This is a genomic window from Oryzibacillus soli, from assembly GCF_051594765.1.
Taxonomy (GTDB): domain Bacteria; phylum Bacillota; class Bacilli; order Paenibacillales; family NBRC-103111; genus Paenibacillus_AR.
Genome location: NZ_JBPPGJ010000007.1, coordinates 238474 through 250320 on the forward strand (window position 1 = coordinate 238474; position 11847 = coordinate 250320).

An 11847-nucleotide genomic window follows, 5' to 3' on the forward strand; every position below is an offset into this window, starting at 1 on the left:
GGTTCGGGTTTTTCTCGCCCGGAAATTGTTTGAACAAGCAGCCTTGGCATTATCTTCTCTAGCCTTATAAGGAGGTCAGCTCCCTTGTTGTATTTCCTGATCGCATTCCTTGCGCTGGTGCTGGACCAGCTGAGCAAGTGGTACATCGTCCACCGGATGGACCTGGGTGAATCCCGTCCGGTGCTCGGCACCTTCTTCCAGATCACCTCCCACCGGAATACCGGTGCGGCCTTCAGTATTCTGGAGGGCCAACGCTGGTTCTTCCTGACCGTGACCTCCATTGTGGCCATCGGCATCGTCTGGTATCTGCGCCGGATGATCCGGTCGAAAAAGCGGCTGCTGTCCGTCGCGCTCAGCCTCGTTCTGGGCGGAGCTTTGGGCAATTTCATCGACCGGGCTCTGTTCGGCGAAGTGGTAGATTTCCTGCAGTTCTGGTTCCGCTTCCCGTTCTTCGGCACCGATGTGGATTACATCTTCCCGATCTTCAATATTGCAGACTCCGCCATCGTGATAGGGGTGGGACTTATTTTCTTGGACACCTTAATCGAGTGGAGAAATGAAAAACGGGGGGAACGGGAATGATCCGCAAGCATCTGCAACATCCTGCCGCGGAGGCTGGAGGCGACTTGTCCGATGAGGTGGAAGCCCTGGAAGAGGAATGGGTGGACGAATCGGAGGATGAGATCGTGCTGACCGTGGAGACCGAGTTCGCCGGTCAGCGTATCGACAAATACTTGAGTGATTCCATGGACACGGTCGTCTCGCGCACGCAGGTTCAAGGATGGATCAAGGACGGCTGGGTCTCCTTGAACGGCGGTCCGGTCAAGGCCAACCATAAGCTGGAGGAAGGGGAACGGATAACAGTCCGAATCCCGAAGCCGGTGGAGGTGGAGATCGAACCGGAAAACCTGCAGCTTGAAGTGGTGTACGAGGATTCCGATGTGATCGTGGTGAACAAGCCCCGGGGACTGGTAGTGCATCCCGCGGCTGGACATTATACCGGCACGCTGGTCAATGGTCTGTTGTTCCACTGCACGGACCTGTCGGGTATCAACGGCAAGCTCCGACCCGGGATCGTGCACCGGATCGACAAGGACACCTCCGGCCTGCTGATGGCCGCCAAGAACGACAACGCGCACCGCAGTCTGGCGGCCCAGCTCAAGGAACATTCGGTGACCCGGAGATATATTGCGGTTGTCCACGGGGTGGTTCAGCACGAGCTGGGCACCATCGACGCGCCGATCGGCCGGGATCCCCACGACCGCAAGCTCTACACCGTAACGGATAAGAACAGCAAGCATGCCGTAACCCATTTTACCGTATTGGAGCGGTTGAAGGAGCATACCCTGCTGGAGCTGAAGCTGGAAACCGGCAGAACTCATCAGATTCGGGTGCATATGAAATACATCGGCTACCCTCTGGTAGGAGACCCTGCTTATGGGAAGAGCCGCGACCGGGAAATGAAGGGACAGGCGCTGCATGCGGCCGTACTGGGCTTCCAGCATCCTTCGACCGGAGAGTATCAGGAGTTCTCGGCTCCTATTCCGGCGGATATCGAGGAGCTGCTGGCCCGCCTCCGGATGGTGTGAATCAGGTCGGACCTGACACATAGTGCAAAGGTTTGGACGAAGCGTCCATGGTTTTCCTGCCGTTAATTGTCTAGTTTAGTAAGTAAATGATAAGGATATGAGGAGGCACCTTTCCATGGCCAAAATCAATCAAAATTATAAACAGCTTCAAGGCAGCTATCTGTTTGCCGAAGTGGCCCGCCGCAGAACCAAGTTCATGAGCGAAAATCCGAACGCCCAGATCATCAGCCTGGGGATCGGCGACGTTACTCGCCCGCTGCCGGAGGCCGTCTTGTCCGGTCTTCACGAAGCGGTCGACGAGATGGCTGAAGCCGGCTCCTTCCGGGGCTACGGCCCGGAGCAGGGCTATGATTTCCTGCTGAACGCCATCATCGAGAACGACTATAAAGCCCGGGGCATCGACCTGAAGACCAATGAAGTCTTCGTCAGCGACGGCTCTAAGTGCGACGTAGGCAACATCCAGGAGATCTTCAGCCTGGACAGCGTAGTGGCGGTAACTGATCCGGTATATCCTGTGTACGTGGATACCAACGTCATGGCAGGCCGCAGCGGCGAGTATGTGAAGGACCTGAACCGGTATTCCAACATCGTCTATCTGCCCTGCAACGCGGAGAACAACTTCATCCCGTCCCTGCCGGACAAGAAGGTGGACCTGATCTACCTGTGCTACCCGAACAACCCGACAGGCATGACCCTGAGCAAGGAAGAGCTGAAGAAGTGGGTGGATTTCGCCAAGGCGAATAAGTGCATCATTCTGTACGATTCCGCCTATGAAGCTTATATCCAGGAAAAAGACGTGCCGCGGAGCATCTATGAGATCGAAGGCGCCAAGGAAGTCGCCATTGAGTTCCGCAGCTTCTCCAAGACCGCCGGCTTCACCGGCGTACGCTGTGCGTACACCGTCGTGCCGAAGGAGGTCCTGGCTTACGACGAGGAAGGCAACGCCGTACCGGTCAACGACTTGTGGAACCGCCGTCAGACCACCAAGTTCAACGGCTGCTCCTACATCACCCAGAAGGGTGCTGCTGCCGTCTACACTCCGGAAGGCAAGGCACAGATCGCCAAGCTGGTCGATTACTATATGGCCAATGCCAAGATCATCCGCGAAGGCATTGCCGGCCTGGGCATCCAGGTATTCGGCGGCGTCAACGCTCCTTATATCTGGCTCAAAACGCCGAACAACATGGGCTCCTGGGAGTTCTTCGATAAGCTTCTGAACGAAGCGAATATCGTAGGTACTCCGGGCGTCGGCTTCGGCCAGAGCGGCCAAGGCTACTTCCGTCTGACTGCCTTCGGCAGCCGCGAGAACACGGAGAAGGCTGTGGAGCGCATCAAGAATCTGCAGTTCTAAACCACATACTGGCCTCTGGCCCCTGTTGGGGGATCGGAGGCCTTTTTATTTGGTGGAATAATCCGGATCCCGAACAATTGTTTTTGAGAGCTGTGGAAAAGCATGGTAAAATGGGCATAACGCGACTCTGCAGCGGGAAGGGCCTGATGGCCGGAAGAAGCAGTTGGAATCCAGGAGGCGATCGAAATGAGCGGCAGTGCACAAACCCCACAGCCCCCGTATTACGCGGTGATATTCACCTCTCAGCGGACGGAGGGAGACAACGGATATGGCAAAATGGCCGATCGGATGGTTGAGTTGGCCTCCCGTCAGAAGGGCTTCCTGGGTGTGGAGAGCGCCCGGGACGAGCAGTTGGGGATCACCGTATCCTATTGGGATTCCCTGGAGTCCATCCGAGCGTGGAAGGAGAATGCCGCCCATCGTACCGCCCAAGACCGCGGTAAGGCGGAATGGTACAAGAGCTTCGCTCTTCGGGTCTGTAAAGTGGAGCGGGATGACTTTTTCGAGATCTAATAGATAAATAGAGCAGCTTGTTCAACATCAGACGGTCGACACGTTTCCTGTTGGAAACGTGTTTTTGATTCCCGGAGAGAAGGCGGAGAAGTTGGGTATGAATGCGCATAAGAAGGAAGGGCTGCGTGCGCTCGCAGCTTTATACGGACCGAAAGCGCTGAAGGTCGCATTGCCGATCCTGGCGGTAACGGTCGTGTATTTCCAGGGGCGTTCGGAATTTGAGGGGCTGCATCCCTCTGCAGCCATGATGCTGGTGTCCCGTGTGCCGGCTTGGCAGCTGGCGGCTCTGGTCCTTTTAGGAATGGTTGCCGTATTGGCGATGGCCGGTTATGATGCCATATTCCGGATGGGGCAGAGGTCTACAGGAACTCAGATGAATTGGAAGCCGCTACTCCGGGCCTCTTGGATTGCGAATACAACGAACAACGTGATGGGTTTCGGCGGTTTTACGGGAGCCGGTATCCGGATGCTTTATTACAAACGATCGGGCATTCCGCTGGGGCAGCAGCTTCAGCTGTTGTTTCTCCTTTCCATGTCTTCCCTGGTCGGCTTATCGTTCTTATGCACATTATCCATAACCGGTCTGCTGCCGGTTGGAAGTTTGATGAACGAATACCCGTGGCTTACCGCCGGGGTCTGGCTCCTGTCCTTTTACTGGCCGGTCTATCTGATCTTGTTCTCGGGCATGCCCCTGCCTTTTGGAGGATGGCTTCGCAAGCAGGGGACGATCTCGTTCCGGCTGGCCGCCGGCGCCGGACTGGTCTCCCTTGCGGAGTGGCTGTTGGCGGGCGTGACGTTTTATGCATCGGTTTCCATAGTGGGCTTGGAATTGAGCTTGCCGGTGGTTCTGGGCCTGTTCGTCTTATCTGCAGCTGCAGGTATCCTGAGCCTGGCTCCGGGAGGGGCCGGGACCCTGGATCTGGTGCTTATGGTGGCCTTAAGCGTGAACGGAGCCCATCCGGATCATGCCCTGGCCGCCCTCTTGCTCTTTCGGGTCTGTTATTATGCCATCCCATGGATCTTCGGATTATTCCTGGCCGCCCGGGATTGGATGCCGAGAGGAGAAGTTCTTCTCGGACGCACTCAGGATCTGTGGAGCAAGACGAATCTAGGATGGCAGAGAGTATGGATGTGGCCCGGCCAATTGGCCATGCTGGGAGACATCGGGATCTGGGCCTTATCCTCCTTGGTGCTGTTCTCCGGATTGGTCCTCTTGGTCTCGGCCGCCACTCCCGGAATCCTGGACCGAATGCTGCTGCTTCATCATTGGGTGACCCCCCTGACGATGAAATTCTCGCATCAAATCACCGTCATCATGGGATTGCTGCTCATCACCCTCTCCAGAGGCATCTGGCACAAGCTCCGAAGGGCTTACACCCTGACCTTGGTCATGCTGGGGATCGGCGCTTTCTTCTCCATTCTGAAGGGCTTGGACGTGGAGGAAGCCCTGTTCCTAAGTGCCGTGGCCTTGCTGCTTTATATCTCCCGGTCGCGCTTTTACCGCAGGAGGTGGAGCTACAGCCGGTGGTCCGTCGTGTATTGGATCCTTCTTACGGCATGCGTAGCCGGAGCCTTTTATTTACTGGGAGATCTGTTGAATCCAACGCCGGGTCATTGGTTGGGACGGCATAAGTGGGCCGCCGCCTTCTTCTTGAAGGACCGGGAGCTGCTGCGCAGCGCCGTTGTCGGATTCGCAGGAACCTGGGTGATTCTGACCTTCTGGATCTGGCTCAGCCCCAAGGGAACTCCCCATTCACCGCCGAACCAAGAGGATTATGAGCGGTTGTCCGAACTTCTGGCTAGATATCCCGGAAACCCGTTGACCCACCTGCTGTATCTGGGGGATAAGAGCTTCTTCTGGTCTCACGCCGGGGATGTGCTCATCCCATACGGACGGTACCGGAACAGTCTGATTGTCTTAGGAGACCCGATCGGCAATCCATATGGGTTGAAGGAGGCCCTGCGGGAATTTAGGACCTTCGCGGATCAATGGGCGATGAATCCCGTCTTGTACCAGATCAGCGCACGGTATTTGACCTTGTATCATGAGTTCGGATACCGCTTCTTCAAGCTGGGCGAGGAGGGCTTCGTCTCCTTGCAGGAGTTCACCTTAACGGGAAGAAGCAAAGCGGATCTTCGAGCGGTGCGGAACCGATACGAACGGGAAGGGTATGTCCTGGACATGGTGGAGCCGCCGTTCACAGAGTCCCTCAAGGAGTCGCTGCGATCCATCTCGGAACAGTGGTTGGGAGAACGGAGGGAAAAGGGGTTTTCTCTGGGCTGGTTCGAGCCTGACTATATGGAGAGAGCTCCCGTTGCCGTCATACGAACGGCGGAGGGAAATGCCGTCGCCTTTGCTACCATCATGCCTGGCTATGACGGATCTACCGCCTCGGTGGATCTGGTCCGCTTCCAGCCGGATGCAGGCAATGGTATTATGGACTATCTGTATATGAAGCTGTTCGAATGGGCCAAGGGCCAAGGGTTCACACGATTTAATCTCGGCATGGCCCCGCTGTCCAGCGTCGGCGAGTTTCCTTATGCCTTTCGCGAGGAACGGCTGGCGGGTTGGGTGTTCCGGAACGTCAACGCATGGTACCGCTTCAAGGGGATACGCAAGTACAAAGAGAAGTTCGAGCCGGTCTGGGAGACCCGGTACTTGGCCTATCCGCAAGGCAGCTCTCTGGTAACCGTCATGCTCAACATCTCTCTTCTGATCGGCAGAGTAAGGGGCAAGAGACGCAAAGCCACTCTGACAAGATCCGGCGGCAGGTCGATATGAGGTGCTGGGAGACCGTACTTTGGCTCCTGCTGATGCTGCCATTCGGAGCCGCCGCTGTGCGGCGCACCGCTCCCCAGAGGATGATCCATCCTCTCCTGTGGGTCTGGAGGGGAGGTCTCCTCGCGGCGATGCTGCTGCAAGCGGTCCTCGAAGGATGGAGATGGCAGGTCGGCGGACTCTACCTGGCAGCGATCCTGGGTCTTGCGCAAGGCTTGCGCCGCCGGACCATTCATGGTCCCAAAGCACGTGCATATCCGGGATCATGGGCATACCGGGTGATTCTTCCAGTGGTTCTGTTGTCCGCCACCTCTGCGTTCCTCCTGCCTGTACCCCGATTGGAGAAGCCTGAGGGGCCTTATGCCGTAGGAACAGAGACCTTCTGGTGGAAGGACGAGCAGCGCCCCGAAGGAGACGGCAGTCGTCCGAGGGAGCTGGCGGTACAGATCTGGTATCCCGCCATTCATCGCTCCTCCGATCACGAAGCTCCATATATTCCAGGTATACAACAGTTGGCCCGAATGCTCTGGAAGGAGAAGAGGGCTCCCGTATTTCTCTCTGCGTACCTTCATCACACAAAAACATTCTCCTACGAAGGGGCCACGCTGCCCGAGTCGGGCCGGTTCCCCGTCGTGCTGCTGTCTCATGGGTGGCCCGGGTTCCGTTTCACCTATCATTACCTGGTGACCGGACTAGCCAGCCAAGGCTATGTGGTGGCTTCCATCGATCATACGGGTGGTGCCGCGGCGGCGGTTTTTCCGGACGGGCACGTGGTCCTGCAGGACCCGTCGCCGAAGGAAGAGGACCTCCCGGCTTGGAATCGGCTGGTGGATGAGATATGGTCCGAGGACGACAGATTTGTCCTGAACCGGCTGATGGAGCTGGATAACGGAGCACCCGGCAGCCGCTTTTACCACAGACTGGATACCGGACGAACTGCAGTGATCGGGCATTCCTTCGGCGGGGACAATGCTTTGGCCGTTATGGGCAAAGACAGCCGGTTCAAGGCGGGGATCAGCCTGGACGGCGCCTTCTACGGAGCCGGTCCGGTCAGCTTAAGACCGGGGCAATCCTTCCTATGGCTGTGCACGGCGGAATCGGCCCGCAGGCTGGGGCTCCCCGATGGAAATGCCGAAGCGCTGACCAGGGCGGGAATTTCAGTTTCTTCGTTTCAATCGGAAATTCGAAAGTTGGAGAGAAGGCGCGACGAGGTCCTGAAGGGAGGAGGCGAGATGCAGATTGTGCCGGGTGCCGTACATTCGAGCTTCTCGGACGTGACGCTGTTCTCTCCTGTCATCCGTTGGGTCAAGCATGCTCCGCAGCCGCAGCGCATGCACCGTGAAATTCTTCAGGCCGTCACGGAGGAGCTGACACGAAGGCTCGGGTCCGGCGGAGTTTTCACTTATAATCAAACCTCCCCAAGCCAAAGAGGACCAGACATGCGATAATTCATTCCAGAAGCAGGAAATTAGCGCGGAGGAGAGATTACATGACTTATTGCATCCGTCCGATGAAGGTGCCCGGGGACTATGAAGGTGTTGCCCGGGTATTGAGCAGCTGGCAGGCGGATCCCGTCCGGCCTGAGGTTCTGGTCGAAGAGGACCGGAAGATTCCCGAGAAGGGAAATCTATGGAATGATAACGGCAAGCTGGGAGGACACGACCGCCGGAGGTGGGTGGCAGTCTCCGAAGAGAGCGGGGAGATCGTGGGATTCGGAGGCGTGTTCCGGGCGCCGTGGAATGCGCCGGGAGAGCTGTGGCATTCCGTCATCGTGCTGCCGGAGCACCGGCACCAGGGAATCGGGCGCACCTTGTACGGCTGTATCGAGCAGTGGGCTACTGAGATCGGCGCCTCCCGCTTGGTTCAGCAGGTGAAGGAAAATGATCCGGAGGCCATCCGGTTTGCGGAGAATCGCAGCTTCACCGAGGAGCGTCGGATGTTCGAATCCAAGCTGGATCTTACGGCCTATCAGCCGGACCCGGACTTGGAGGGGATCCTAGACGGATTGGAGAATGTAGGCATCAGTTTCTTCACTCTGGCTGACATCCCCGGTGAGGAGAGTGAGCGCAAGCTCTATGAGCTCTGTAAGAAGACCCATCCGGATATACCGGGGTATGACGGAAGCTTCCCCGATTTTCCACGATGGCGGGAATGGACCTTGGAGGGGCCGGGGGTCTCCCCTGACAATGCCCTGATCGCCGCGGACGGCGACCGATTCGTCGGCTTGGTGCATCTCGTGTGGAACGAAGAAAGCCGCAGCATGTACCATGAGTACACCTGCACGGACCGGGAATACCGGGGACGCCGCATCGCGCTGGCGCTTAAGCTTCTGGGTATCCGGACCGCCATCCGCCAGGGAGCCCGGCACCTTAGGACCCACAACGATTCCATGAATGCCCCCATGCTTCGGATCAACCGCGATGTGATCGGCTTCGTGGCGGAGCCCGGGCTTTGCCGGATGGTGAAGGATCTGGAGGGGATTTTGTCAGAAAAGACCTGAAACAGGGTTGACACATCCTGCCTCACGTGGGATAATTCTTTTAACCAAATAGCACCTTTAACGGACAGTCCCGTGAGACTGACAAGGTGATCGACCCTCTCCACCGATACTCGCTGAGTATTCCAGGCGGAGAATTGAAGTACAGACTTTTAACCGCAGCTGATGGCTGCAGGCCGAAGGTCTGTGCTTCCGCAGGCTACCCTGCGCAGGAACCCTTGTCCACCCGGGCAAGGGTTTCTTTTTTTTACCTGGATACCGAAAAGTTCCACCCCCATCAGGGCACATTAGGAGGAAAAGGGACATGCAGATGCAGGAAGAGCACGTGCTGCTGGACGAAACCGCCATCCGGCGGGCACTGACCCGGATTGCGCATGAGATTCTGGAGCGGAATAAAGGGGTCGACAATTGTATCCTGATCGGAATACGGACCCGAGGCATCTATCTGGCCAGGCGTATCGCCGAACGGATCCATGAGATCGAGGGCGTGCCGGTTCCCGTCGGAGAGGTGGATGTGACCTCCTATCGGGACGACCGGAAGGAAACCCGGGGCGTCGCTGCGCAAGACGAACCGCTGATCATCGAAGGCAAGAAGGTAGTGCTCTTCGACGACGTGCTCTTTACCGGCAGAACGGTGCGGGCGGCAATGGACGCCCTGATGGACTGCGGCCGGCCGGAGATGATCCAGCTGGCGGTACTGGTGGACCGGGGGCACCGGGAGCTTCCGATCCGTCCGGATTATGTAGGGAAGAACGTACCGACGTCCAGACTGGAATCCGTGGAAGTCAAGCTCGAAGAAGTGGACGGCATCGACCAAGTGATCATCCTAAGGAGGCAGCAATCATGATACAAGTGAGCACCGACAAGCACCTGCTTGGCTTAAAGGGCGTCTCTTCCGAAGAGATCCACGGGATCCTGAACCGGGCGGCCTGGTGGGAGCAATATCCCGCCAAGGTTACCTCTTCCCTGCAAGGCAAGTTCGTGGCCAACATGTTCTTCGAGAACAGCACCCGGACCCGATTCTCCTTCGAGATGGCCCAGAAGCGGCTGGGGGCGCAAGTCCTGAACTTCGCTGCAGCGGTATCCAGCGTCCAGAAGGGCGAATCGATCTACGATACGGTTCGGACCTTGGAATCCATGGGCATCGATGCGGGTATCGTGCGGCTGAAGCCGAACGGCGTGCTGCAGCAGCTTGCTGAGAAGGTGAAGATTCCCTTGATTAACGCCGGAGACGGCAACAACGAGCATCCAACCCAGGCTCTCCTGGACTTCTATACGATGAAGAAGCAATTCGGCGAGCTCCGAGGCCTGACGGTCTCCATCATCGGCGATATCAAGCACAGCCGGGTGGCCCGGTCCAACCTGTGGGGCTTGCAAACGGTAGGAGCCAAGGTGAGATTCTGCGCTCCCTCCAATATGCAGGCGCCTGAGCTGGCCGAATATGCGCCTTATGTGACTATGGAGGAAGCGCTCCAAGCCGATGTGGTTATGATGCTCCGGGTTCAGCTGGAACGGCATGAGGACGGGCTGTTCAAGTCCTCCGAGGAATACCGGGAGCAATACGGCCTGACCGTAGAGCGGGCCTCCCGCATGCCGAAGCACGCCATCATCATGCATCCGGCGCCGGTGAACCGGAACGTAGAAATTGACGATGAGCTGGTCGAGTGCGATCGCTCCAAGATTTTCAGCCAAATGTCCAATGGTGTGCCGATCCGCATGGCGGTTATCGAGCGGGCCTTGAGTTAATACATCACATTAGTGGAGGTAGTACGATGGGAACATGGATCTTGAACGGAAGCATGTCCGCCGGTGACAACGAGCGGAAGCCGGTGCATATTCTGGTCGAGGACGGCATCATCAAGAAAATCGCGGACGCCTCCAACGGAGGATGGCCGGACAACACCGACGGTCATGAAATCGTGGACGCCAAGGGCTGCCTGGTCTCCGCCGGATTTATCGACATGCATGTTCACCTCCGGGAGCCGGGGTTCGAGCATAAGGAAACCATCGCAACCGGAACCCGATCGGCGGCAAGAGGCGGTTTCACCACCATCGCCTGCATGCCGAACACGCGGCCGGTCATTGATACGCCGGAGACGATCAAGCTGATCCTGGATAAAGCACAGACGGAAGGCTGCGGCGTCCGGGTGCTGCCCTACGGCGGCATTACCAAGCAGGAGCTGGGCCGGGAGCTGACGGACTTCACCGCCTTGAAGGAAGCCGGCGCCATCGGCTTCACCGATGATGGGGTAGGCGTGCAGAGTGCTCAGATGATGAAGGACGCCATGGCAAGAGCCAAGGAAGTGGGACTGCCGATCGTGGCCCACTGCGAGGACAATACGCTGGTGGAGGGCGCCGCCGTATCCGAGGGAGCCTTCGCCCGGAAGCACGGTCTGAAGGGTATCCCGAATGAGTCGGAAGCCATTCACGTGGGACGCGACATCCTGCTGTCCGAAGCCACCGGCTGCCATTACCACGTCTGCCACGTCAGCACCGAGCAGTCCGTCCGCTTGATCCGCCAGGCCAAGGCCATCGGCATCCGCGTGACCGCCGAGGTCTGCCCCCATCACTTGATCCTCTCCGACGAGGACATTCCGGACAGCATGGACGCCAACTGGAAGATGAACCCGCCGCTGCGGACGCTCCGTGATGTTCAGGCCGTGATCGAAGGGCTGGAGGACGGCACCCTGGATATGATCGTCACGGATCACGCGCCGCACAGTCCGGAGGAGAAAGCCAAGGGCATGCAGCTGGCCCCCTTCGGCATCGTCGGCTTCGAGACCGCCTTCCCGCTCTTGTACAGCAAGTTCGTCGAGACCGGGCGCTGGACGCTGGAATTCCTTCTGTCCCGAATGACCGAGAAGCCGGCGGAGGTATTCGGTCTGGCCCAAGGCCGGCTGGAGGAAGGGCGTCCGGCGGACCTGACCCTGGTGGACCTGGAATCCGAGAAGGCGGTGGACCCGGAGGAATTCCTGTCCAAGAGCCGCAACACCCCGTTCACGGGCTGGAGCCTGAAGGGCTGGCCGGTTCTGACCCTGGTGGCGGGCCGCAAGGTGTGGCAGGATGCCGGCTTTGAGGGCTGACGGCAGACCTCATGGAGCGACGGGCTTTAACGCGT

At 58.1% G+C, this 11847-nt stretch carries 10 protein-coding genes; all 10 read left to right on the forward strand.

The features are described from left to right. The first annotated feature begins 84 nt into the window (after positions 1–84). Positions 85–582 carry a signal peptidase II gene (gene lspA / locus ACSEXW_RS11750; RefSeq protein ID WP_438446333.1) on the forward strand — a complete coding sequence of 166 codons (498 nt, stop codon included), beginning with the start codon at positions 85–87 and terminating at the stop codon, positions 580–582. Further along, a complete protein-coding gene (locus ACSEXW_RS11755; RefSeq protein WP_438446334.1) occupies positions 579–1589 on the forward strand; it encodes an RluA family pseudouridine synthase in 1011 nt (336 codons plus the stop codon). The genes lspA and ACSEXW_RS11755 overlap by 4 nt, the downstream gene beginning before the upstream one ends. 115 nt (positions 1590–1704) lie before the next feature. Then, the gene (locus tag ACSEXW_RS11760; protein WP_438446335.1) at positions 1705–2940 is read left to right on the forward strand and encodes an LL-diaminopimelate aminotransferase; all 1236 of its coding nucleotides are present in this window, start codon (positions 1705–1707) and stop codon (positions 2938–2940) included. Between the two features lie 186 nt (positions 2941–3126). Further along, positions 3127–3453 (forward strand): antibiotic biosynthesis monooxygenase family protein, encoded by a 327-nt coding sequence (locus ACSEXW_RS11765; RefSeq protein ID WP_438446336.1) that lies wholly within the window; start codon positions 3127–3129, stop codon positions 3451–3453. 97 nt (positions 3454–3550) lie between these two features. Further along, on the forward strand, positions 3551–6235 hold the full coding sequence (gene mprF / locus ACSEXW_RS11770) for a bifunctional lysylphosphatidylglycerol flippase/synthetase MprF (protein WP_438446337.1): 2685 nt from the start codon (positions 3551–3553) through the stop codon (positions 6233–6235). Next, on the forward strand, positions 6232–7680 hold the full coding sequence (locus ACSEXW_RS11775; protein WP_438446338.1) for an alpha/beta hydrolase family protein: 1449 nt from the start codon (positions 6232–6234) through the stop codon (positions 7678–7680). The genes mprF and ACSEXW_RS11775 overlap by 4 nt, the downstream gene beginning before the upstream one ends. Positions 7681–7721: 41 nt before the next feature. Further along, entirely contained in the window at positions 7722–8732 is a 1011-nt protein-coding gene (locus tag ACSEXW_RS11780) for a GNAT family N-acetyltransferase (RefSeq protein WP_438446339.1), read from the forward strand. A gap of 301 nt (positions 8733–9033) precedes the next feature. Further along, entirely contained in the window at positions 9034–9576 is a 543-nt protein-coding gene (gene pyrR, locus ACSEXW_RS11785; protein WP_438446340.1) for a bifunctional pyr operon transcriptional regulator/uracil phosphoribosyltransferase PyrR, read from the forward strand. Further along, positions 9573–10475: an aspartate carbamoyltransferase catalytic subunit gene (locus tag ACSEXW_RS11790; RefSeq protein ID WP_438446341.1), complete on the forward strand. Its 903-nt coding sequence runs from the start codon at positions 9573–9575 to the stop codon at positions 10473–10475. The genes pyrR and ACSEXW_RS11790 overlap by 4 nt, the downstream gene beginning before the upstream one ends. A gap of 26 nt (positions 10476–10501) precedes the next feature. Next, entirely contained in the window at positions 10502–11812 is a 1311-nt protein-coding gene (gene pyrC / locus ACSEXW_RS11795) for a dihydroorotase (protein WP_438446342.1), read from the forward strand. Positions 11813–11847: the final 35 nt, after the last annotated feature.